The organism is Exiguobacterium sp. s133 (assembly GCF_018618595.1).
Taxonomy (GTDB): Bacteria; Bacillota; Bacilli; order Exiguobacteriales; family Exiguobacteriaceae; genus Exiguobacterium_A; species Exiguobacterium_A oxidotolerans.
Genome location: NZ_JACSMK010000009.1, coordinates 48,750 through 71,175 on the forward strand (window position 1 = coordinate 48,750; position 22,426 = coordinate 71,175).

General features: G+C 34.9%; 19 protein-coding genes and 1 pseudogene. 15 read left to right on the forward strand and 5 right to left on the reverse strand.

Going from position 1 to position 22,426, the window contains the following annotated elements; all coding sequences use genetic code 11:
- Window positions 1–46 precede the first annotated feature (46 nt).
- On the reverse strand, window positions 47–1,081 hold the full coding sequence (locus KNP96_RS12100) for an HNH endonuclease family protein (RefSeq protein ID WP_214770746.1): 1,035 nt from the start codon (window positions 1,079–1,081) through the stop codon (window positions 47–49).
- 461 nt (window positions 1,082–1,542) lie between these two features.
- Between KNP96_RS12100 and KNP96_RS12105 the strand changes: the two genes are divergently transcribed.
- Together KNP96_RS12105 and KNP96_RS12110 are read left to right on the forward strand one after the other, a co-directional pair.
- Window positions 1,543–1,998: a hypothetical protein gene (locus tag KNP96_RS12105; RefSeq protein ID WP_214770748.1), complete on the forward strand. Its 456-nt coding sequence runs from the start codon at window positions 1,543–1,545 to the stop codon at window positions 1,996–1,998.
- Between the two features lie 27 nt (window positions 1,999–2,025).
- The gene (locus tag KNP96_RS12110) at window positions 2,026–2,394 is read left to right on the forward strand and encodes a hypothetical protein (protein WP_214770750.1); all 369 of its coding nucleotides are present in this window, start codon (window positions 2,026–2,028) and stop codon (window positions 2,392–2,394) included.
- Window positions 2,395–2,779: 385 nt separating this feature from the next.
- Here the strand turns inward: KNP96_RS12110 and KNP96_RS16950 are convergent, their stop codons facing one another.
- The 3 genes from KNP96_RS16950 to KNP96_RS12125 all read right to left on the reverse strand — a co-directional run bounded on the left by KNP96_RS16950 (window position 2,780) and on the right by KNP96_RS12125 (window position 7,801).
- On the reverse strand, window positions 2,780–4,783 hold the full coding sequence (locus KNP96_RS16950; protein WP_214770752.1) for a nuclease domain-containing protein: 2,004 nt from the start codon (window positions 4,781–4,783) through the stop codon (window positions 2,780–2,782).
- 18 nt (window positions 4,784–4,801) lie between these two features.
- On the reverse strand, window positions 4,802–6,736 hold the full coding sequence (locus KNP96_RS12120; RefSeq protein ID WP_214770754.1) for an McrB family protein: 1,935 nt from the start codon (window positions 6,734–6,736) through the stop codon (window positions 4,802–4,804).
- A 753-nt stretch (window positions 6,737–7,489) separates the two neighbouring features.
- Window positions 7,490–7,801, reverse strand: a complete 312-nt coding sequence (locus KNP96_RS12125; protein WP_214770757.1) for a type II toxin-antitoxin system HicB family antitoxin — start codon at window positions 7,799–7,801, stop codon at window positions 7,490–7,492.
- Between the two features lie 964 nt (window positions 7,802–8,765).
- On the opposite strand from KNP96_RS12125, the gene KNP96_RS12130 reads away from it, so the two are divergent.
- The 6 genes from KNP96_RS12130 (at window position 8,766) to KNP96_RS12155 (ending at window position 14,852) form a co-directional block, all read left to right on the forward strand.
- Window positions 8,766–9,338, forward strand: coding sequence for a lecithin retinol acyltransferase family protein (locus KNP96_RS12130; RefSeq protein ID WP_214770759.1), 573 nt, complete (start codon window positions 8,766–8,768; stop codon window positions 9,336–9,338).
- A 206-nt stretch (window positions 9,339–9,544) separates the two neighbouring features.
- Window positions 9,545–10,231, forward strand: coding sequence for a hypothetical protein (locus KNP96_RS12135; protein ID WP_214770761.1), 687 nt, complete (start codon window positions 9,545–9,547; stop codon window positions 10,229–10,231).
- A gap of 766 nt (window positions 10,232–10,997) precedes the next feature.
- Window positions 10,998–11,195, forward strand: a complete 198-nt coding sequence (locus tag KNP96_RS12140; RefSeq protein WP_214770763.1) for a hypothetical protein — start codon at window positions 10,998–11,000, stop codon at window positions 11,193–11,195.
- A gap of 270 nt (window positions 11,196–11,465) precedes the next feature.
- The gene (locus KNP96_RS12145; protein WP_214770765.1) at window positions 11,466–12,059 is read left to right on the forward strand and encodes a hypothetical protein; all 594 of its coding nucleotides are present in this window, start codon (window positions 11,466–11,468) and stop codon (window positions 12,057–12,059) included.
- 1,088 nt (window positions 12,060–13,147) lie between these two features.
- A complete protein-coding gene (locus KNP96_RS12150; RefSeq protein ID WP_214770767.1) occupies window positions 13,148–13,615 on the forward strand; it encodes an HNH endonuclease in 468 nt (155 codons plus the stop codon).
- Window positions 13,616–13,631: 16 nt separating this feature from the next.
- Window positions 13,632–14,852: a DGQHR domain-containing protein gene (locus KNP96_RS12155; RefSeq protein ID WP_214770769.1), complete on the forward strand. Its 1,221-nt coding sequence runs from the start codon at window positions 13,632–13,634 to the stop codon at window positions 14,850–14,852.
- Window positions 14,853–15,341: 489 nt separating this feature from the next.
- On the opposite strand, the gene KNP96_RS12160 is transcribed toward KNP96_RS12155, so the two are convergent.
- Window positions 15,342–15,989 (reverse strand): hypothetical protein, encoded by a 648-nt coding sequence (locus tag KNP96_RS12160; RefSeq protein WP_214770772.1) that lies wholly within the window; start codon window positions 15,987–15,989, stop codon window positions 15,342–15,344.
- 420 nt (window positions 15,990–16,409) lie between these two features.
- Between KNP96_RS12160 and KNP96_RS12165 the strand changes: the two genes are divergently transcribed.
- The 7 genes and pseudogenes from KNP96_RS12165 (at window position 16,410) to KNP96_RS12195 (ending at window position 22,425) form a co-directional block, all read left to right on the forward strand.
- On the forward strand, window positions 16,410–16,637 hold the full coding sequence (locus KNP96_RS12165; RefSeq protein ID WP_285801458.1) for an MBL fold metallo-hydrolase: 228 nt from the start codon (window positions 16,410–16,412) through the stop codon (window positions 16,635–16,637).
- A 502-nt stretch (window positions 16,638–17,139) separates the two neighbouring features.
- Window positions 17,140–17,781 (forward strand): hypothetical protein, encoded by a 642-nt coding sequence (locus KNP96_RS12170; protein WP_214770776.1) that lies wholly within the window; start codon window positions 17,140–17,142, stop codon window positions 17,779–17,781.
- A gap of 502 nt (window positions 17,782–18,283) precedes the next feature.
- Window positions 18,284–19,128, forward strand: a pseudogene (locus tag KNP96_RS12175) (ComEC/Rec2 family competence protein).
- The gene (locus KNP96_RS12180) at window positions 19,125–19,349 is read left to right on the forward strand and encodes a DUF3006 domain-containing protein (RefSeq protein WP_214770778.1); all 225 of its coding nucleotides are present in this window, start codon (window positions 19,125–19,127) and stop codon (window positions 19,347–19,349) included. The pseudogene KNP96_RS12175 and the gene KNP96_RS12180 overlap by 4 nt, the downstream one beginning before the upstream one ends.
- Window positions 19,350–19,370: 21 nt before the next feature.
- Window positions 19,371–19,931: a DUF5067 domain-containing protein gene (locus KNP96_RS12185; RefSeq protein WP_214770780.1), complete on the forward strand. Its 561-nt coding sequence runs from the start codon at window positions 19,371–19,373 to the stop codon at window positions 19,929–19,931.
- 206 nt (window positions 19,932–20,137) lie between these two features.
- The gene (locus KNP96_RS12190) at window positions 20,138–20,932 is read left to right on the forward strand and encodes a hypothetical protein (RefSeq protein ID WP_214770782.1); all 795 of its coding nucleotides are present in this window, start codon (window positions 20,138–20,140) and stop codon (window positions 20,930–20,932) included.
- Between the two features lie 20 nt (window positions 20,933–20,952).
- Window positions 20,953–22,425: an SIR2 family protein gene (locus tag KNP96_RS12195; RefSeq protein ID WP_214770786.1), complete on the forward strand. Its 1,473-nt coding sequence runs from the start codon at window positions 20,953–20,955 to the stop codon at window positions 22,423–22,425.
- Window position 22,426 lies beyond the last annotated feature (1 nt).

Below are 22,426 nucleotides of genomic sequence, written 5' to 3' on the forward strand. Positions count from 1 at the left end.
AGAAGACAACTCATAAATGCTTCACATGGTATGTGTTACTTATTAATTAAAAAACTGCTGGGCCTTTTGGTTCTGTAAACCAAGTTGCTGGACCAGTTAAATCAGAGCTCATTTGATAGATGTTCGTTAAAAAAGAAATTCGCTTTTGATCAGTAGCACCCGTTAGATTTATGATCGTTTCACGCAAAGGATGAAGGCTATTAATCAAATACTCATTTCGAGAGTGCAAGCGCTGCAAATAACTGTGATGTGGTAATTGAGCAGATTTGCCACCTTGTCCTCGATTACATGCCTGACAAGAAAGTACTAGATTCCATACTCCATCTAAATTAAAAGGTAAGTAACGGCTAAGTCTATGTGGAATAAAATGATCGACATCAGCCAGTTGGTTTGAACCCGTGATCACACTAATATCACAGTAACAATAAAAGCACTTCCCTTTTTGATAGCCATTAAGTGCAGGTCTTGAAGAAGTAATCGCTATCCGTTTATGTTGATCTGTTTGATGAATAAAGAAATCATTATTTACTGGATCATGATCAATTGTGATCAATTGAAGTGGGAGCTGTAATGACCAAGCTGTCTCCACAAGACGCCATCTTGCTTCGATTTCTTGTTCGATTGAAAAGGATTGTGTTGAATCTAACAGACGATATAGATCATCTGTTAAGTAAATTCCTTTTGTGCTCCCTGGATGTGAAGAATCAAAAAAAGAAACAGGTAAAGCATTTTGATTTACATTATGGAAAGCATCTAAGACATTAACGAAGCCATATTTTGTTGTAATCGAAATGAGCTGATCTTCAGTAATAGAGCCATCGTTATAATCTTGGCATGCCTTTAAAAAAGTACTAGATTTGGCAGTGGTTTGTTTATCGTTTAATTTCAAATGATCACAAATATGAAAAGCAAAAGGAACTGCCAACTCTTCTAAAGGGACAAAGGAACGTGACTGATCAGAGGCTACATCTAAAAGAGATTTTGCTAATGCAAATTTGTAAGAGGCTGAGTTTTTTCCAAACAAGATAACGGATCGAAAGTACGATTCTAAAGAGGGGTCTTTAAATAAAAATGGATTCAATTGAATATTCTCCTTTTATGTAAAAGATCAATATAGATTAATAAAATCGAAGTACGTAGAACTACAAAGAGTAATGGTGTATTTAATTGATATGTACAGCTTTATATTAAATGAAATTTGCTAAGAACTGAATCTGTAAAGAAATAAATTTTTAAGCACTTTTTAAACGATATAGGTAAGTAATAATTAAAAATAAAAGTTAATTTAGTAATTATATGTATAATTAAAGGGACAATATTATTATCCTCAAAAAATAGAAATAATGAATAATTTTAAATCTAGAATTTTCGAATCAAGCTTTATATTGCTTTGTAATATCTTGAATGAAGAAAATTTCGGCAATTTTCTATATTTCTAGAGGTGATATTATACAGACACATTAGAGATTTTCTTATCTTTTAGTTACAGCTAATCATGTCGTAAATATTAACTAATAACGAATTAACAAATGGAGGGTTTGTATGAAATTTGTATCGAAGGTGTCAGATGAAAGTAGACGATTAGAAGAAGAAGCTGTATCGGAATTAAATAGCGTAATTTCTAATCTGAAGTTTGCTAGCTATGCCGGAGCAACGGAACATTTTAAGAACGACCTGTTTGAACTTGCGCAGCAATATCCAGAGACTTTTCTTGTTGAATATAACAAAATGAAAAACCAAGTGATTTTTAAAGTGGCTTCAGAAGAAAGAAGTTTATTCGTGATTGATAGTAGAGAGTCACTTACTGATGAATGTGCATTTTCTGTATATGTGAGAGGAAAAAGTTCAGACTATATGATTACAAAGATGAATAATAATTCTACCTATAAATTTTCTTGTTTACAAGAAGTGGACATCTTAGGATTTGATGAAATCATTATAAATAAAGACTTCAAACTTAATCTAATAAATGCAATTTCCAAAGCAATAAATAACTAATCCGATAGAACAAGAAGTGGGGATCTAATGGAAAAAATATCAGGTGAACAAAATCAATCATCTAAGCGTGGACGAGGCTCTATCCGTAGCTCGACGATTCATAAGGTGGATATGGAAATTAATAAAGATGAATTAAAGTTAATTCTTGATTCACGAGGAATGAATTTTGTAGAGTTACATAGGCGTATAGTAGATAAATTTGGGCTTGATCTTTCATACAAAGGATTTATGAGTCTTTTATACAATCAATCCAGTTGGAAGCTTCTATATGCATATGTGATTCAAGAGGTTGTAGATGTACCGTTTACTCAATTCTTTAAACTAGTCACAGTAGATGTGGAAGATCGGAAACGTCAAAAGCAAGAATTCAAAATCAAGTATGAGCGTGGAAAATAAAAGGTGTACTATGGCAAGGTAGGTCGATTAAACTTATTATTCTTTAAGAATGACCAATCCTTCTAAACTTTAATAAAAGAAAACACGACAAACGATAATCTCATCACTCTGGCGTATTAGGAATTAAATTTGACGAGTCATGTTTGTACTAATTTACATCCAAATATGACATAGCCAAGATTTCAATAATAGCATGTGATTTTAATACCACTAGAATATAAAGCTCGTTACTTGAAAGCCCACATCTGATATAGGATGTGGGCTTCTTCAATTTAATTTCTAGTTACTACATCTATTATTAGATAATACTTATAAATATCAGTAATGTGCGTTAAGAAAGTTTAACGACAATTCTTAATTCAGGATTAAAAGAACGAAACTTATTTTAAAATTCGATTTGTACACCTAGTATATTAGTTGTATAGACGGTGCCTTGAAAACTACGATTGCAGGCTTGACAATGAACGTCCCAGTTATTTTCAACCTGTTTATTGTAATTTCCATAAGCATATTTTAACAGACGTGTATTCTTTCCTCTAAGGTTGGGCCGATGAGTTTTTCTGTAATCTGATTTACACACATTATTGACCCAAACTTCTTGGCAATCGCAGATGTATGTCCACTTGTATGGAGAATTTAAAGGATAAGGCTCTCCTAAATTCATTGCTCCACACGAAGGACAATAACCATAATTACCGTTATATTGATGGATAATCCGCTTCATGTAAGTGCTTAAATGATTCATATTTCCGGGAGCAATGTTGAAATGGGAGTAGGTATAGGGCATCCTCTCATTCTCCTCTTCAAGACGAACATTCCAGTTGTACGTATTTTCTATCGCATCATTGTGAACAAGTGTTGCACTACTTAAACGAAATCTTGTATCTGAAAAATCTTCTACATACCGCTGACCAGAGTGAATGATATCATTTATTAGATATTCTTCAAATTGCGGGTCACTATAAGGTTTATATTTAGCATCCAACGTGTGGTTGGTATGAGAATTGTCCACATGATTAACAAAAGAGATATAATAGTCCGGTTTTCTTAATGTGTTTTCCGCTAATGTAATCTCTGGTTCATAAGTGATATGGATGCGATCTTCCGTTTTTGTATGGGTAAATTTAATGGTGAGCTGGCTTAGCTGTTTATGCTTTTTATAGTGCTCGAATAACTCATCAGTGATTGATACTGGCGGGAGAAACTGAAGACGCATGCATTCTGCATATAGTTGCAGCAATGTCCATATCTCAAATAAATAGGGAGACTTCAGTATTTGTTCTATAAAATGTTTTTTCTCAAAATCCATTTTGGGTACTAAATGAATTATTTCTTCATAACTCTCAAAAACCTCATTGTAACGTGGATCGTGTATGAAAAGATGCGTTTCTTCCACTTGCTCCGATGGTACATTGAATACTTGTTCCTCTTCTCGAAATGAGCGTAGTGTTAATTTCAGTTCATTCAACGAATCAATTTTTTCAAGAGTATCGGTAAAGTGTTTTTGTACCTCTTCTTGCTTATTTTGTAGGGCAGATAATATACTTCCTTCAGTAATGGATTGAGCATTGATTGGAACTTGATCACGAGACTCAATTTCCTTCTCAAACACACTTGCATTAATGGATTCGATATCAAGAGCCTGTTGTATCATCTCATTTAAGGTGTCTAGCATGTTTCTAATCATTCTATGTTCCAAAATATGATGTGACCGGTCTAGTACAGATGCTTTAATTTTAGGTTGACCTGCATAAGCTTGGCTTTCGATTAACATTCGTGGAGTCCAACGCTTTACGGACTCTCTACTCATTAACTGTTGCCTACTTATCAAAACTTCTGCCGGTGCCTCCAAAACGTCTTCAAGACCATTCTTAAACTTTTTAAAAAGTAAACTAAATTTCTCAAGAGGAAAAGTGCTCTTCCTTATCCAACGATTTCCACCTTCTTTTTCTGGTGTCGGTACCGTATTAAAAGCAATTAACAAGTCTCTTACTTCAGCTTGCATGAGAAGATATTGTTCGAAAGTGAGTGTCCTAGGAAGTACAAGTAACGTCTCTTGTGAGATCAGTTCATCATTGATGTCAAATGCTTCAATCAAAAACTTTCCGCATACATTAAATCCAATTTCTATTTCAGTGTTCGGTTGTATGCACCAGAGGCCGGTTATATTGAGAGATTCAGAAAAAATAATATATGGATGACCTTGAATAGATACTCGAGAAGCATTCTCAATTTCGATACCAATTTGTATATGCTTACCATGTATTCGCGAGTACTCTTGGAAATAGTAAATATCGCCTCGTTTATCTACTTCTTTGATTATTGTCACTAAACAATTACTTTGCTCGATCGATGGTTGATCGTTAACAAAAATCTGATGAAACTTCACTTTTTTCACCCCTAAAGATCATTTGAAGTAACTGATATAACGTCCATTCTTTCTCATTTGCTCAAACCGATCAACACTAGACAGTAGTTGTTTCGATCGTAATTCTTCTAAGAAGTTTTCACACATTGCCATCGCCTCTTCATTGCTACTCGAAAAATGTATGCGAGGTAAAATCTTAGATTGGATCAGCTGGTTCAATGTGTCTTCAGTTAGTACAGGAACTACTTGCAAATACTTAGCGATTTGCTTTTCGCTTCGAGAATTAATTTTTGCATCGGGAATAATGTTTAGTTTATCTGAAAGTTTCACCAACCATCGTGTATCGCTCATGATTTCTTCTAAAAGAAACTGCTCCTCTGAAAACTTCGATAAATCAAATTCGATTTTCCCTGAAATTGGATTTGCTTCAAGTTCTACTCTTTTCTCAAGAGTAGGGTACTGATAAGACAGTTCTACTATGAAACTTCGATCGATGACCTTTGGACTGAGAGGCTTTACGGTATGGTCCATATTAATTGTACCAACAAAGCGTACATTTTTAGGGATATCTAACTGTGCCGGGTAGTTCATCAATTCAATGGCATTCCGATAACGTTCTTTATCGTCTCGTGAAGGACGTTCGAGCGTATTGAATTCCTCTATAATATCAATAGCTTCTTTTCTATATCTGTGTGGGTATAGATCGACACGTCCATCTTGTTCACGAGCACTTAAAAGCTCCGCGAAATAATATTCAATATGAGATAGGTTCATCTCGTCTAAACATATTAGATGTAGTCCTTCTGATTCTCTAGCAGCCAACACAGCTTCTAAGAAGGGCGTAGGGACATAACGCTTCTCAACGGTATTGAAGTAACCGAGCAAGTCTTGCTTATCTGTCCAACTCGACTGAACTGGAATAATCGATGCCTTGGATTCTTGCAGGGCATGGGCAAAAGCATTGATTAAACTTGATTTACCTGTACCAGATGGCCCGCTTAAGATGACAAGCGTATTTGTCTGCAAAGCACGTAAGAACATTTCAATGATATTTTTATCATAATAGAGCTTTTGCTCACTATTATGGTAGAGAAGTCGTTGCACGGTCTCAACGTTACTTTCCACATCCCATGGATGTAGAATTGATTCTTCGCCAGAGGTTGTATCAGTAGATTCTTGATTCACACGAATATCTGAGAGGATATTGTATAAGTGCTTTTCTCTAGTTGTCATTTTCTTTAGCGCTTGCTCATGACTTCGATTCATAGTGGCTAATTCTTTTCTATGTGAATTTCGAAGTTCTTTCTCGATCGCCTGAAGTTCTTTTGCATTCTCATCGATTTGTTTTTGTTTTTCTTGAATTTCATTTGAAGCGATCTGCAAGGATTCTTCACGTTTTTCGATAGAAAGAAGTTCCTCTTTGAATTTTTGTTCGAACGAAGAGAACAATTTAGAAAAAAAGACGATATCTAATTCGTCACCATAAAGTGTAGAAGCGACCTCAGCTAACGATGTTCCCCCGACTTGCTGTAACTGTTGATATGCGGTGAGATCGACTTTCTTCAGGGTATTTGAATTGAATGTAATCAATTGTCTTTTTCTATCTCGATGTGTTTCATAAGAGTAGGTGCATTCATATAATTCGTCAGATAGTAAAGTTAGTGATTTTTTTGAAAGTGCAGAAATGCTCCATTCTAAAGTCGGATTTAAGGGATGAATACAAGATTGAAATCCGTTTTCTGTTGGTTCAACGACTCTAGCAATAACTATGTTATTGTTTTCGATCGGTATCGTTTTGTTAATACGAATAAAGAGTTTATCCCCAAAAATGTTTGATGTATGAAGTTTATTATAGAAATTCAGGGTATCTTTATTTGTCAGTTCTTTATTTTTTAACTCATCTATGAATTCTTTATTAGCTTCTAACCATTGTTTTAGATTATTAGGCGTATCAATTAAGTGTGGGGATGTCATGAGTAAACCTCTTCCTTAGTAGAATAGTAAAAATTCATACAGATTAATTATTATATGGAAAACATTATATCAATACTTAATAAATAAAGGGATTTTAATTCGTTATTTTTTTACATTTTTGATTTAATATTGTTTTAGGTATGAAGAAAGGGTATCTATTAGTAATTAACAAAGCAATTTCTCTTGATAAGATTACAAAAAAATTATATGATACGAAAAATTATGCGAAGTAAATTGATTTTTTAAAGAGAAGAAATAATAAATAGAAAGAGGGGAATTTCAGTGAGACCCAAAGATGATAATGTAGAAAACGAAATGTTGAACAATAAAAACGTAAAGGACATGACTTCAGAAGAGCGGCGTGAACGCTTGAAACTAGTATTTAGAAGAGTTATGGAACGCAATGGTGATGCGATAACGAAACTAAGTAAAGATTAACGAAACTATCTTCAAGTCGAACGCTCTGATGAAATAACTTTCAATACTTTCATACGTTGCACTTGGTACTGGATAAAAGAATTTAAGGACAGTTCAACCACAAAAAATATGATAGTTCTTTAAGTAAGATTGTACAAAGGGATTAAACTATGTATTGTCTGTAAGTTCTAAAAGAAAAAGGTGAAATAGTAACACAGATGATACTAGAAGCTCAATGATCTTCCATAGCGACTTTTTTTATTATGTAATCTTAATAGTCTTCAATAAGAGTGGAAACTATTTTCAGTTCAAAAAAGAAGGCCATTAAGCCTTCTCCTAATAAATTTCATCTATTAACTCTTGCTTAAAATCTCCGTGTGTACCTTTTGGAATTACTTCTACGATAATAGCAACCAGGCTCTCCCCTTCTTTGACTGTGATCGCTGATGCAGGACGTGGCGGATCAAACACCGTATTGTAGTCAATCATGACCTCGAGCATTCCTTCGAGCACTTGTTCAGCATGAGTAATAGCCTCTACTAGTGTCTCCCCATCCGTAAAAATATTGCTCAAATCAGGAAAGGATACACTATATCCTCCATCCTCTTCGTCGGGTGTAATTAAGGCATAATATTTAAATACATGCATAAGATGAGCCTCCTCAAATAGTATCTGTTTCTCATACTATCAAATGTTTTTTAATTTTACTTGTAAGTCGATTTTATGATTCATAACTCTAAAATTTAATTGCTTTAAAACTAACTATTTGAGAAAAAACTCACAATCAAAATTTCTAAGGTCTATCCGATAAAACAAGACTTATACTAAGAGGTTAGAAAAAGAAATTTAGAATGATGTATTGAAAAACACACCATTAATGCAACTTTCATAAGCGTTAGGGCGAAAAGCCTTTCGTGATTCTTCTATACGAATCAAGCTTGTTCGTGACCATTTAAAACTAATAGTCTAAGTAAAAAAAGAATAAGCATATGTATATGTATAAAACCCAATCTAATATTGTATACATTTCGACGTCGAAAATCGTATAACAAATGACTTTATGCTGTAGAGGCAAATTCTATTTTTTAGGAAAACTAATTTTCATGTATACATAATATTCTTTTAGTGTTCTGATATTAGATGTTCAACTGGTGCCGTTGACAATCACGAGCTTCTATATAACAAATTTTAGATACTTAACATAAAGCAAAGATGCAATTGTACTTAAGTATTTGTCTTCATGAATGATAAATCAAAAACATGTCTCAATGAGAAAGCTGAAGATAAAATTTCATTAGGAGATAGAAGAATTTATGAAAAGGTATATTCCTTTTTTGGGTTGTATAATATTTATACAAACTTAAAATTAGATAATTAATAACCGAACTTTCAAGTTGTATATGTTGATGATTCCAGAATCAAACAGTGTTATAAAAAAACCAAGTAAAGTGAAATACGGCATGAAATTGTTCTTTTTATCTGCTAGTCCAGGATGAGAACGAATAATGCTCGCTCTGTAAGCCTTACGTGAAGTAGTGATTGATCAGGTTCTTAGAAGTTCCTTTTGAAAGAAATAAAATACATGAGATGCGAAAATTGGGGGAGGTAAAAAATGGAAAATAAAATTCTAAACAAAATTAAAGTTACTCCGTCTAACCGGAAGATATTACAAACTATAGTTGCTCCAATGTTGTGGAGACGAGAAAAAACTTCGATTCATAGATATTCATCAATTCTAAATAAATCATATAACTTTATGCAGGAACCTGCTGTCGGAGCTGTTATCTATTGTCAATTAGCGACCGCCGAACATTCGGGTATATACATAGGTAATGGAAGCGTTATTGAACTGGATGGTAGAGGACATATTAAAACAGTTAGTTTAAAAGAGTTTACTGGTAATTTGTTTAGTACGGATAAAGATATCTTTATTCCAGTGATTAAACATACGATGTTACCAATAGGAGATCCAGATGTAGCGGAAGAAGCGATCAAAAATTTATCTCAAAGAAGAAAATATAACCTTTTAGATGATAACTGTCATCAGTTTGTGACTGGATGTATGATAGGAAATCTTGAAAATGATTGTAACTTCTTATTCATGGTTAAAGAAGAATTTGCAAACTACTTTTTCTTAGAAGAATCTGATATTGTTTGGGTCCGTTGGAAATGGTACTTAGATTGATCTTGCATAAGGATGAGAGAGAAACCCGCTCTTTTTAAAGAAAAAAGATCATAATTCATACGTTCTGATGAGATTAGATTTGAACGTATGACGTTTCCAATCATCTAAATCGACGACGAAAAATATGATGTCTTTTACTAATAAGATAATTTTAAGCTCCTTATTTAGGATGAAATATCTAATTACATTAGAAAGGTGAGGATAAGATGAATAACATTACAAATAGCCACTCACCACTACTGATAAAAGTGTTGATATTGACGTTGTTATTATCAGTAACATTAATATTACCAAAATCAGCAAACGCAGCATCAAAGGAATATGAAGTTTACAAGAAGATAAAGACTGGGATGACAGTAGTTGAAGTAGCTAAATTAATTTACGGTAAGACCTACAAATCCCATCTGAAAAAAGAGTATGGAGCTACAATCTTTGATAAGAGACCTTTTTATCGCGACATTTCTGATAAGAGTAAAAATTACGAATTTGGATTTTATGCTCATGATAAGAATAGCAACAGTATGTATTCTCATAAAATTGGATTAGGTTTGTTTACTAAAAAAGATAATGAAGCATTATATGTAGGATGGAAAAGCTACTCTCCAGAAAATCCTTCCATGAAAAAGTTCTATGAGAATAAAAAACCTAATTATGGTATGACCATCAATCAAGTAGATAAGATTCTATCAGGTAAAGGACTAGGTGTGTTTGATCATCTATACACATCAGACTTAACGAAGTTTGGTTATGTAGACAAGAATAATAAAAATCTGTTTCCTAACAAAGAATCTTGGATATACTATAAAGCTCGAAGCTACAGTGGGAATACTGATTATTATCTATTTTTCAACTATGATTATAAAAAGAAGACATATATTTATGAAAAACAGTAAATCAAAGCACTGACCTTCGGGTTGGTGCCTTTTAGTTTTTCGAAAAGTACTCGAATGAAGGGGAAGATATATCATTTTTGATTGTTATAATTTCTATGTGCATATGGAGGAAAAATGGCTCCGTTTTTCTTTGAAACATGTACAAGCGGACACGGAATCGATTTGTGTCAAATCCAAGTGAGGAAAGAAACAAACCTGCAGGGGACGAATCCACAGCGGTCCAGAGAGATTTCGTAATAGGTGTTGAGAAGTTGTCACAGAAGAGTAGTAGAATCGCTGTGGGGAGGTCTATACACTTCTTAGATCATTGATTGAATCCTCAGATGTACGTTGCCATCTAATCTGTCTGTGTTAGTGAAGATAATTAAAGAGATTTCAGGCTCATGCGTCAGTCTATATGCTACATGACAGCAACACCCTCCTCGTCACTGCCTTCCTGATGAATCGATAAAGAGAGCTTCCATCACTAGCATGAAGCATCTCTTTGTTCCCGATCCTTGCGACGAAAGGCACGCAGCGTGGTAAGACCAGAAAAGTAAGTTTAGGAGTCTTAAACTGATTTAATCTGCACGTACCAGTTATTATGGAAATTCCTGTTCTGAACGATTCATTGTTTTCTAAAGGATGAAGTGGAAATAGTCCTAGATTTGTTTTTAACTCCTTCGTTGATTCAGCTATCGCCGTGCTTATCTCGACTAAACTGATTCGTACGATGTTCTTAACGACTGTATGCTGTATTCAAGCAAACTAAAGAGGAGTGACGAAAATGAGTACAACTTTGAAAAATGAGGAATCGAAGAAATGGATCGATATGATGGATCAGCCACAAAAGGTGACCGTCATCGATGCGCAAGTTCGATTAGTGCGAGAGGTAGATGGTTCTATCGAGCATGTGACCTGGTTCGTTAATATTGATGTACTGACCTCGTTTGTTCAGAAACATTATTTGGAACAGACCCATTAAAGGTCTGTTTTTTTATGGATTTTTTGTTAAAAGATATGACCTGTTAAAAAAAGTGTGGGAGGAAAATATGACCAACTTTATCCTGTTATTCACTGTATAATAAAGATAACTTACGAACAGATAATAGATAGACAAAGATAAAACGAAACTTGGACTTAAAGAATTTAATTTAATCGCTTATAGATTGAGAACACTAAATTCTTAGTGGTAAAAGTTGGTAATATGTAATATAATGTTTAACTAAATTTGACGAGTCGATGGTGAAATAACATGGATAATATGCTCGAAGAATCAAAATGGTTATATAAAAATTTACTTAATGAAAAGCAAAGGCAAATGATTGATAAAACTATTTTAAAGTTACAAGATGGTGATGAAGAACATTTATTATCTCCCCTTTGGGAAATAGATAAGGAAATCGGAGGGATAGGAGGGTACAATATGCCTAAAAATCCATTAGATAATCCTTTTCCTGGAGGTATTGAAAGAGAATTCTTTAGACCTTTGCAGTACGCAGCATGCGAATTAGAAAGAGGTATTACCTACGGTTGTCGTTACGTCGTACAATATTCAGGTATGCATTTAGAAGCTGTATCGAGACAATACATTATTAATCAACAAACACTAGGAACACTTCGTAACTTTAATTCTACTTTAGGAAAAGTAACTCACAAAATATCTTCATTAAGAAAATTAGATCCGATGGTGATCGAAGGTATGTTTAAGTTTGTTACGTTATACAATTTTTCAAAACACGATGTAAACCAAGACGATTCTAGAAAAAGACTTTTTTATCCAGAGGATGCCTTAGTAGCATACATTGCTGCTCGAAAAATCGGAAGGTATCTGTTTTCTAACACATGATTAAGAAAAGGGTAGGTAATACTTTATCGAACACAAAAAGCGAGGTTAACACGGCGAAGGCAAGTTGTTGAAGATTAAGAAGAAGGTCAAGGACTTCACGAACAGTGATTGGATTAATGGGTGCTTCATGCTGCACATGTCTTCTGTAAGAAAAATACATTTCTATTCACGGGAGACGCAGAGCTGAAGTTAAAGCGAAGACATCTACGAATGTGAAGTTGCTCAAGTACACGTCAACACCATTCGGAAAAATATTTATGAATATTCAACGACGGAAATTGTGAAAAAACTAAAACAGGTCAAGTCAAGTCAACGCTGCTACGAACAGATGAGAGTGGAGCGAAATTAATATATTAGTGGAGGAGCTATATGGAAAGACTTATACAAGAAGCTGGAGAGAAAGCTCTTCCGGTAAAGATTGGATTAGTTTTTTCTGGTGGAGGAGGAAAGGACGTATACCATGTTAGTGTACGGAAAGCATTGAAGGAGTATGATTTACATCTACTTCCATAACGGAAGTCGCTAAAGTATGGTCAGCAATTTCTCCAAATAAGATTCTATTGTTTAATGTATCAGGAATAAATCGGCTATTTGCAAACATAGTTTCGACTTACCGTTTCAAATCATAGAGATATTTAGGTATATTTTCGAGGAATGTCCATCCTTTATACATAATTCGTGAAACGTTCTTGATATATTTGATCGTCTTGAGCGGAAAAGCTTCACGTTCAAGTATTTTCTACTACTCGAGTGAAGTGTAAATTTTAATGAGAATTTGGATCTTTTCTGCGATAATGCTCTATTACTCTTCTTCACACCAAAACGGGCTTCATAATTTTTAGCGTTCTGCTCAAGATTCAAAGAGATGAAAGATGGAGGACGTATGAAAATCGTGAACTCATTAATTTACATAAAGAATTACTATTTAGTTTTATAGATAAATACATGATTTACTGTATAAAATGTTTATCAAATCTATACTTGAGGTAAATAACCTCAAGAGTCAAACCTCAAAAGACAAACCTCAAAATGATGATCTCAATCTAAGGGCCTCAGCAATCAAATCGTTTAGTTTTAGGAGGCATATCATGCATGAATTAACTTCATTTTTATCGAAATTCGACATTGATCAGGAAAAATTATTCATGAAAGTGTTTCCGGTAGTACAAGAATACGTGATTGATTCTATTCGACCGACTGAGGAACAATTGAGAAAATGGCGGAATTCTCCAAACGGACGAGAAGAATTCAGGGTCTATATGACATCGAAGTTCACCGTTCCCCCCACTCCTAGTGAGGTTCGGGTATTGTGGAATATTTACAACGGAAGAAAGCAGACATCACGCGACAAGAAATTGATCAGATGCTATATCGAAGCACAGAGAGAGGCAGTTTTTTGTGCACATTGTGGTCGAAAAGATGGAAGTTTTCATGTCGATCATATCGTCCCGTTATCGAGAGGTGGCACGGACGAATTGAAGAATCTTCAGCTCCTTTGCGCTCAATGTAACCTAAAGAAGTCTAATGGTTATGATGCTCGAAAGTCTTTTATCTAAGAATGGAGGGAAAATCGTGGCAAAAACGTATTCCATTACCCGTGATGATTTACTTGAGTTGTTAAGAAACCTCAAGTCGAGCTACGGAAATACATTCAAGTTAATGCTCGTCGAACTAAACCAAAAAAATGCCTATAAAATGAGAACAGGTAAGCTTCCTGTTAGTGCTACTCACGCTTTACTACGTCGCATTCCTCGAGACTATGATAACCCAGAAGGAATCCAGCGAGCATTGAAGGATTCGAAAGTGAGTAATATCGAAAAAATCGTAAAAGAAGACGAGTCTAAATACTCTTCGCCTAATGCAGTCGTCCTTAGTTTGGTGACTAGTCATGAGTACGTATCTTTGGAAACAGATCATACAAATAAAGAAATATCTTACTTCATCATTGATCTAGAAGGGTTTGAGAACGTAGTCACCGAAGCAGAGGTCGATGCTGATGGATATCTTTGTGATGAGAATATTTTTCCGGGTACTATGATTGATGGGCATCATAGAACGGCAGGTTTTTATCGAGCCACAAAACATGATATGGAACTCCCTGTCACTGTCTATGTGGACCTTCCATCTAAGGATATGGCCAAAGTGTTCGCAGACATCAATATCTATCAAGAGAAACCAAGTACTGTTCATTCTTTGGCTATGAAAGCTTTATCGGGTACTCTCAGTAGTGATGAAGAGATATCTCATAATATCGTGACGATGTTGAATCAAGAGGATTGGTCAATCTTGTACCGACGTATCAAAGATATCGATGGCCCGAGACCTAAGGATTATCCAAAATCGTATGTCACTAACAGTACGCTTGTTAAACTCGTCGAGGATCATGTTCTTAACGCGGTACCAGTAGGCCTTGCGGCGCATCGGATTGCAGAACTTCTAAATGACTATTTTGAGGCAGTAAGCAAAGTTTATCCGATTGCTTGGTCTGACGAGAAAAGTCACGTTCTGGTTAAGTCTATGGGGTTCCAAATAATGTTGCGGATATTCGATAAGGTATTCACAATGGTATACAAAGAAAGCATTCCGTCCAAGCAGGACTTCGAAAACTTCTTCGAGAGCTATATGAACCCTGCCAATGAATTGATTGTCCACGATAAAGCATTGGACCTAGATTGGAATAGCAAAGATTATGGAGGGTATTCGAGCGGAAAGGGTATCAACGACATTACCGCAGCGGTGCAAAGACATATCGTCAGCATCCATCACGAGATGACAGAGCAATCATCACGTTGATTCGAAATGTTTTTTCTGTTATATGACTGACTTGATACGCATATTAGATAAGTAAGTAGTTTCTAACCCTTTTTGATCGATCTATTAAATTTAAAAAATCAATCTTTCTTGGTGGTGAATTGTTATTCATCAATTAGACGGGCAAAATAATAAAAAAATCTTAAACGGCTTAAGTCCTGAATCCTAATGGACTTAAGCTGTTTAGTCGTTCTTGGTACTATTTTTCATTATAGAATCAGATGTATTGTTGAATCACATAACGGAGTTCGTTGTTATTCGAATGACCGACGCCATACTTCAGTTTCGTAACATCGGTTACCTATTTTTGATTCGGTCCTACCACTTGAAAATCACGATTTAAGATATTCTTTACCGTTTGCTGCGGAAGACTTCGGACATATTTTGATCGTTTTCGGCGGATCACCCAGTAGATTCGCATCAATCGACGGACACTTTTATTATTTCAACTACCTAATCCCAAAGGAAATATCACAGCCTAACTTTTTCTAAAAAATTAATACATTTACTTTTTAATATTAAAATCGATCCTACACTCCAATCTTCAAAAATTGCCGATTTAAATACAAGCTCAGGAGTAACTTGAGTATCATCGTATTCTTGCTCTCCGGCATTAATACGTCGTTCATATTCGTTTAAAATCCAATTTACTTTAGAGATAAAGTCCTCGCTTACATATATAGCATCGAAAAATTCTGAAGTGATTTCAAAATCTATATATAGTTGTTTTTCAAAACTTTTAGGAACATCACCAGAAACCTGGATGGTTCTTAAAGGTATAGATGAAGTTTTGAACCCGTTCTCATCGAAGGTTATATTGATATCTTCAAAAGATTTTATAATTAAAACTTCTGAATCTTCCTTTAAATTAAAAAATGTTGATTTGTTATTAAACTTACTTTCAAAATATTTTGGGTTCAAGGTTTCAATTATATATTTGTGCCATGCTGAATGGTAATCATTCATGTAATATTTTTCCGATCCCCAAAACCCTCCTTTTAAAGGCTTAGAAGGAAGATTTATTAAACTATTGAACTGACGAAAATTAACTGGTGTACAAAACTTATTTTCACTGTAATCAATTCCAAAAGATATAAATACTCTATTAAAATCAAACATAAATAACCTCCTACAATAGTCCATATTTTAGATAAAGCGCTTAGAAGAACTATTTCTTGTCTTGACGTTGTTTATGTACCTGTGATCCTCTTACGATATGTTGATATAAATTAAGTTTTCTCGATAAGGATGGAACTCGTTCTTCGTCAGCTTGATACCGTTCATTGTATCGTAGTGCCTGCTTATCGTAAATTGCTTCAGCGTAATACTTTTTGTGTATACTATTCTGTCATTCTTAAATAGTTTATCCACTAAGACAGACTACCGTGTGATACCAGTAATATTTGATCTTCGTTTTGATAATTCATTATTCCTTCTTTTTTATATTGTTATGTAATTTTTTTGTATTTATCAAAGAATGGATGACTAATCGCCATGGACAGTGGCAACAAAGCGAAGGGCGATTAGTTCGTCGTCTATCTGAAAAAACAGAAGGTCGGCGACATCGAGATGTTGATGTCGACGCATCAGGATGCCGATCACATCGGTGGACTCGATGAAGTCCTCGATTCATTCAATGTCAAGAGTTGTATATGCGCCGAAGGTCAAACATACGACGCAAAAAGCTTATGGGAACTTCCTGATGGCCGTCAAGCACGAGAATCTGAAAACCAAGACACCGAAGGCGTGAGTCTTGCTTCCTGTTAAAGATGTTAAGACGCAGTCCATAGCGCGGGTCAATGACTACGCGAACAGTAATCTAAACAACTAGAGTGCCGTGCTACGCGTCCGCCCATAAGAAGAATACTTTCCTGTTCACAAGAGACGCGGAACTGAAGTCGGAGCAGGGTATAATCGCGAAGAAGAAAACGTTGCGTATGGACGTTATGAAAGTCGGGCATCATGGTCAAAGCGACGCTTCTCAATTACACGTCAAACCGAAGTATGCCGTCATCATTGTTGGTAAAAACGCTTACGGACACTCTATGAACAAATTCGTGTAGTGAAGGCGACGATGCTACGGATGGATAAGAGCGGGACAATCGTCTTTGAAGGCACCGAATTATCATATACGGTCAAGAATTCAAAATAAGTAAACAAAAGAAATCATCGATTTAATAAAAGGGTTAATTGATTTGAAAAGTTATATAATTAATTCTCTAATACTTTATTTATTTTTAACAGTTAAATGAACTAAGGAGAATCGGTGATGTTTTTATTGAGAAACATAATGCTATTTTTTATTATTCTTATTAAATTCGAAAGTTATCTTATGAGAAAAAACAAAATAGGAATTAAAAATTTCGCAATTGTTTTTTTCATTTGGCTTTTAATTACTGCGATATTTAAACTTATCACAGGTAATATATTTAAATTTAATTTGGTTATTTTATCTTTTATAGCTCTAATAATTATTTTATTATTTATTTTTAATTTCGAAATTATGTCGACTAATTTAAAAAAAATATTTAATTCGTTTACAATAAAGTCTTATGTTGTTTGCCTTGGATTTATGAGCATTATATTTATTTTTATTATTCAAAGCTTGTTTTTTATATTAGATATAAATTTAAAAGAAGAACTATCAGAAAAAGAGAGTTTTTTTATAATCTATTTTTGTATTTTTATTGAATCTCTTACTTGGTTTACATATCATCTAGTGTATAAAAAAGTTGATATTCAAGAAATAAAGATTAAATTAGCAGCATATTCTGCTGTATTAGCTACGATTTTACTTATAATGGAATACTTTAAAGGCGATAATTTAAAGATACCTTTGAGCTTTATTGCTCTCAGTTACCTTTGGATTACGTATTTAATAGAACTTGAATCTAAAGAAAGAATAGATTAAGAAAATATTTAGAGGAATATTGTAATCATAGTTTTGACTGGCGTAGCTAATATTTGGACGAAAAATGAGGTCATTGTTCTACCGGTCAAGCCCAAAAGGTTAAACGAATGAAGAATAAAGGTACTCATGAGAGAATCATTTCGCTCAAGCTAATTTTAATGTTGCTTTGTTTCTATTGATGAAAAGTACTTTTTGTTGATGCAGTAATCATTATGATGGGAAAAAAGACCAACATCATAATAATTCCTCCTCTTCCAAATATTTATGCTAGTTTTATACCCGGAAGCGTGAAAGAAAAAGCGGTTCTTCTCAATCAAAAGAAAAAACGCTACTTTGTCTTCAGTCTGAACAGACCTCTTGAAGGTCTGTTTTTTTATGGGCTTCTTCGTTAAAATACTGCACCTAGTAACAAAAAGCAGTAGGTGGGAAATATCCCCAACTTTATCCTGATGTTCACTGTATAATGAAAATAACTTACGAATAGAGAATGGAGCGATGCAAGATGAAGAGAAAATGGATGGGCGCCAGCCTAGTACTCGCAAGTGTGGGCTTATTGGTAGGACCGTTACAGGGTGCGGAGGCCGCGACGCCGAAAATCAAAGTCCATTACATCGATGTTGGACAAGGTGATGCGATCTACATCAAGATGCCGAGTGGTGAGGATATCGTCATGGACGGCGGGAACAAGGGGAAAGGCGATGCACTCGTCGCTTATCTGAAGAAACAGAAGGTCGGCGACATCGAGATGCTGATCTCGACGCATCCGGATGCCGATCATATTGGTGGACTCGATGAAGTCCTCGACTCGTTCAAGGTCAAGAGTGTCTATGCCCCGAAGGTCAAACACACGACGCAAGCCTATAAGGATTTCTTGCTGGCCGTCAAACGCGAGAAGCTGACGATCAAGACGGCGAAAGCAGGAGTCTCGCTTCCTGTTAAAGGCGTGAAGGCGCAATTCGCGGACCAATCAAGGACTACGCGAATAGTGATTTAAATAACTGGAGTGCCGTGTTACACGTTGCCTATAAGAAGAATACGTTCTTGTTCACGGGAGACGCGGAACTGAAGTCGGAACAAGACATGATTGCGAAGAAGAAGACGCTTCGTGCGGATGTCCTCAAGGTCGGGCATCATGGGGCGAAGACCTCGACGAGTGCGACGTTCCTCAAATACGTCAAACCGAAATATGCCGTCATCAGTGTCGGCAAGAACGCATACGGACATCCGACGAACGAAGTCGTAACGAACCTGAAGCGGGCGAAGGCGACGATGTTGCGGACGGATAAGAATGGGACAATCGTCTTTGAAGGGAACGGATCGTCCTACACGATCAAGAAGTCGAAATGAGTAAGCGTAAAGGGATCATCTATCGCATTGAAGGAAAGTGGGTCGTCGTCGAGTTCGACGACGGGATGCGGGACATCCTTATTTCTCGCTTTCCGATGACGGTTGAATCCGGTGATGTCATCTGGATCGATGAGTACGGTCATATCGAGAAGGATGACCAAGAGCGGCAACGACTCTCCAACGAAATCGATGAGTTGATGGAAGAACTATGGGAAGACTAAAAAGGAAATGAGCTGAAGCAGATGAATAAGTTAGGACAAGCGGTCGTCATCGTTGGGCTAGGGTTATCACTCGTTGGATGTGGGACAGAAGAAGCAGCACAAGATTCACCTAAGAAGACGGCAAATCCGACCGAAAAAGTCGAGATAGTGGAAACGAAAAAAGAGGATGTTTATTTCAAGGATGATACTCTGAAAATCGATATGGCGACAGTCAAGATCCTTTCGACAGAAGTGCTTGAGCCAAGTAAAGAATACTTCCGCGAGAAGCCACAACTCGTCTTCACATACGAGACGACAAATGATAGTAAGGAACCATTGAATGGAATGACCACGTGGATTGCCTGCTTCGAAGCGACACAGGAAGGAACCGATACGATCAATAAGTTAGAGGTAGGCATGACGCCACAAGAAGAGAAGTATGCCTCTTATTTAGAACATCAACTCGATGACATCAAACCAGGTGGTACCGCGAAGGGAATCATGGCTTACGACATCGATGATCCACAAGAGGTCGTCACATTGAAAGCGACTCAAGGAATGGCTGGAAAAGAGCTAGGCGAAAAGGAGATTGAATTGCAATAGAAAAATAGTTACGACATCTGAATTAAAAATAAGTAGTTTTAAAATAACTTCTTTATTAATTTAATTCATTTAAATAATCAATTTGCTATTTAGGAACTAACGTTCTATTATTTAGTAAATCATCTTTAATCTTTTTTGTATTTAAATACATGATTTTATCTTTTAAATGACTTCAAAAATAGAAAATTCGTTGCGGAGGTAAAAAAATGTACTTGGCTTTTAATTTAAAAACAGCAGAGAAGTATAGACATTGGTTCACTCGCGGTAAACGGATATATGACAATCAGAAAATAACAATAAAAAATAACTTATCAAATTATCTATACAACGGAACTAACACTATAAATGGAAATAGTTTAGAAAGTGATTGGTTCCCACAACTTAATGATATAGATGTTTTCTTATCGCATTCACATAGAGATGAAGAAGATGTTATTGCTTTTGCTGGATGGTTAAATGATGTGTTCGGACTGACGGTCTTTATTGATTCCTGTATCTGGGGAAATTCTGAAGAATTATTGAAATTAATTGATGATAGATACTGTTTCGACGATAAAAGAGGATTTTATGATTACAATTTACGAAATTATTCGACAAGCCACGTTCATATGATGCTTTCAATGGCTCTTACAAAAATGATTGATCGATCAGAAATAGTTATTTTTTTTGAGTCTGAAAATTCTGTACAAAGAATTTCTAAAGAATCTTTTGATGTTACTAAATCTCCGTGGATTTACAGTGAGTTAGTCATGACGAATTTAATTAGACGAAAAAAACCAAATAGAAGTCACAGTACATTAATAGAGAAACGTGCATATGTTGAGGCAAATAGCCTGGATATTGCATACGATGTAACTGAATACCTGAATAAATTACTTCCTTTAAAAAAAGAAAATTTAGATTTATGGATAAAACAAGAAATGGAATTCGGGAAAAGAATCCATTCTTTAGATCTTTTATACGCACAGTACCGTAATTCAGATGAAGTATTGTTGGGCTGATAAGGAAGGCGGAGGTTAATATGCTTTTTTATAATGAAAAAGAAATTGACAACTTTATAAATGATTTTACCGATGAAATCGAGTATGGAAATGCAGCAATATTCGCAGGAGCTGGATTATCAGTAGGTGCTGGAGCAGTTAGTTGGAAAGATTTGCTGAGAGAGGCTGCTGAAAAGATTCAAATAGATGTAGATAAAGAGTACGACTTAGTATCTGTAGCACAGTATATTTATAATCAGTCTAATTCGCGAAATCAAATAACACGTTTAATAAAAAAACATATTAATACTCAAGGTGAAGTTACTAAAAATCACAAAATATTATCTGGTTTACCAATCAAGAATTATTGGACAACAAATTATGACGAATATATTGAAGAGAGCTTAAAGCTTGCAAATAAAAAGTATGATTCTAAGAAAAGTGTTCATGACTTATCTATCGATGTACAAAGATCAGATGTAAAAGTTTTTAAAATGCATGGAGACATAAATCGTGCTCATGAAGCTGTGCTGATAAAAGATGATTATGAAATATACGACAAAAAAAACGAACTTTTTACTTTAGCTTTGAAAAACGATTTAATTTCAAAAACTTTTTTGTTTATTGGATTTAGTTTTGACGACCCGAATCTTGAGACTATCTTATCGAAAGTCAGAATCATGTTGGAGGGTAATTTTAGAACACATTATTGCTTTTTTAAATTAATAAAAGAAAGCGATCCTGAATTTAAAGAAGAAAGAAATGAAGATATAAAGCGTGAAAAAGTAGCATATTCGCAGAATAAGCAATACTTACGTATTAAGGATTTAGAGAGATATGGAATAAAATCTATATTAGTAGATAGTTACGACCAAATAACTGAAATACTATTAAAAATCCAGAAAAAACATATGGCGAAAAATGTTTTTATTTCAGGAAGTCACAGCGATTTACTTAATAAAGAATGGAATATTATCCAAAGTCCTAGTGATTTTATTAGTGATCTTGCACTGCAATTAAATTTATCGGGATATCGAATTACAACTGGCTTAGGATTGTACGTTGGAAACGAAGTACTAAGTGGTGTGTTGTCAGGTATGGAAATCACACAAAACAATGACATAGATTCTGCTATAAAAATTCGTCCTTTCTCTCAAAAAGAGCATAGACATAAAAAAAAGAAATGGCATGAATACAGAAAAAATATTATGAAGGACTGCGGTGTCGTTATATTTATAATGGGTAACAAACTTGAAAAAGATAAGATTATTTATGCTGATGGAATAAAAAAAGAATTTAAAATAGCAAAAAAACGGAATAAAATTTTGATACCAGTCGGAGCTACTGGTTACCAAAGTAAACAATTATGGAAGAAGATAAATTCTAATATTGATGAATATTATCCTAATTCTACGAGTGAATTAAAAAAACTATTTAAGAAGTTGGACTCGAGCCATAATGATTCAACAAAAATTATTGATACTATCCTAGAAATTATTAAATATCATCAATAAT

Excerpts from the sequence above, each read along its gene's own strand:
- KNP96_RS12110 (WP_214770750.1), top strand. The coding sequence starts at position 2,026 with ATGGAAAAAATATCAGGTGAACAAAATCAATCATCTAAGCGTGGACGA.
- KNP96_RS12145 (WP_214770765.1), top strand. The coding sequence starts at position 11,466 with ATGGATAATATGCTCGAAGAATCAAAATGGTTATATAAAAATTTACTT.
- KNP96_RS12130 (WP_214770759.1), top strand. The coding sequence starts at position 8,766 with ATGGAAAATAAAATTCTAAACAAAATTAAAGTTACTCCGTCTAACCGG.
- KNP96_RS12160 (WP_214770772.1), bottom strand. The coding sequence starts at position 15,989 with ATGTTTGATTTTAATAGAGTATTTATATCTTTTGGAATTGATTACAGT.
- KNP96_RS12105 (WP_214770748.1), top strand. The coding sequence starts at position 1,543 with ATGAAATTTGTATCGAAGGTGTCAGATGAAAGTAGACGATTAGAAGAA.
- KNP96_RS12135 (WP_214770761.1), top strand. The coding sequence starts at position 9,545 with ATGAATAACATTACAAATAGCCACTCACCACTACTGATAAAAGTGTTG.
- KNP96_RS12120 (WP_214770754.1), bottom strand. The coding sequence starts at position 6,736 with ATGACATCCCCACACTTAATTGATACGCCTAATAATCTAAAACAATGG.
- KNP96_RS12180 (WP_214770778.1), top strand. The coding sequence starts at position 19,125 with ATGAGTAAGCGTAAAGGGATCATCTATCGCATTGAAGGAAAGTGGGTC.
- KNP96_RS12125 (WP_214770757.1), bottom strand. The coding sequence starts at position 7,801 with ATGCATGTATTTAAATATTATGCCTTAATTACACCCGACGAAGAGGAT.
- KNP96_RS12140 (WP_214770763.1), top strand. The coding sequence starts at position 10,998 with ATGAGTACAACTTTGAAAAATGAGGAATCGAAGAAATGGATCGATATG.
- KNP96_RS12150 (WP_214770767.1), top strand. The coding sequence starts at position 13,148 with ATGCATGAATTAACTTCATTTTTATCGAAATTCGACATTGATCAGGAA.
- KNP96_RS12185 (WP_214770780.1), top strand. The coding sequence starts at position 19,371 with ATGAATAAGTTAGGACAAGCGGTCGTCATCGTTGGGCTAGGGTTATCA.
- KNP96_RS12170 (WP_214770776.1), top strand. The coding sequence starts at position 17,140 with ATGTTTTTATTGAGAAACATAATGCTATTTTTTATTATTCTTATTAAA.
- KNP96_RS12190 (WP_214770782.1), top strand. The coding sequence starts at position 20,138 with ATGTACTTGGCTTTTAATTTAAAAACAGCAGAGAAGTATAGACATTGG.
- KNP96_RS12195 (WP_214770786.1), top strand. The coding sequence starts at position 20,953 with ATGCTTTTTTATAATGAAAAAGAAATTGACAACTTTATAAATGATTTT.